Below are 712 nucleotides of genomic sequence, written 5' to 3'. Positions count from 1 at the left end.
CTTTCGCCGATATCCAGAACACCAACCTGTCCACGGCACGCGGCCGCATCATGGATGCCGACTTCGCCAAGGAAACCGCAGCGCTCACCCGCTCCCAAATCCTTCAACAAGCCGGCACCGCCATGCTAGCCCAGGCCAACCAACTGCCCAACAACGTACTGAGCCTGTTGAAGTAATGAACTGAATGTGTGACCAAGCAGCAGCCTGCATGAGATTCCCAAATGCCGGTTGTTTTCGGGGTGGGTGTGAACACCTGCCCCCTTTTTAGCCTTACACGGGAATGATGGATTGGACAGGCAGATTATCTTTTCACCCCCAACAGGGTCAAAAGATAATCTGTTTTTTATTTAAAAACACAAAATAAAAACAGAAAAATAATTAACAAATAAGCATTTTCAGACCTCAAGTAATTCAAAAGCAGAACGTTAATAAGTCATCGGTAGAGAAAATACCGAACAGAGCAAAGGAAGAAGTCCTTTGAAGTTGATTGTCTACACTTTCGGAGTGAAACCATGTTAGGCATTAATACAAACGCACCGTCGCTGACGGCACAAATGAACCTCAGCAAGTCTGCTGGTTCCCTCGAAACCTCGATTGCCCGCCTGTCTTCTGGCCTGCGCATCAACTCGGCCAAAGACGATGCCGCCGGTTTGGCGATTGCCGAGCGCATGACCGCACAGATCAAAGGCTTTGACGTTGCACAACGCAACGC

The 712-nt window shown here is 49.0% G+C and carries 2 protein-coding genes; both read left to right on the top strand.

What is annotated here, in order from left to right; genetic code table 11:
• A partial coding sequence (locus tag NQT62_RS15335; protein ID WP_256765622.1) for a flagellin occupies positions 1-176 on the top strand: 176 nt, incomplete at its 5' end.
• Between the two features lie 336 nt (positions 177-512).
• Positions 513-712 (top strand): flagellin N-terminal helical domain-containing protein (locus NQT62_RS15330; protein WP_441007052.1); only part of this gene is annotated, 200 nt, incomplete at its 3' end.

The sequence above is a fragment of the Limnobacter humi genome (assembly GCF_024518835.1).
GTDB lineage: Bacteria > Pseudomonadota > Gammaproteobacteria > Burkholderiales > Burkholderiaceae_B > Limnobacter > Limnobacter humi.
This window is presented reverse-complemented; position numbering and strand designations above follow the sequence as displayed.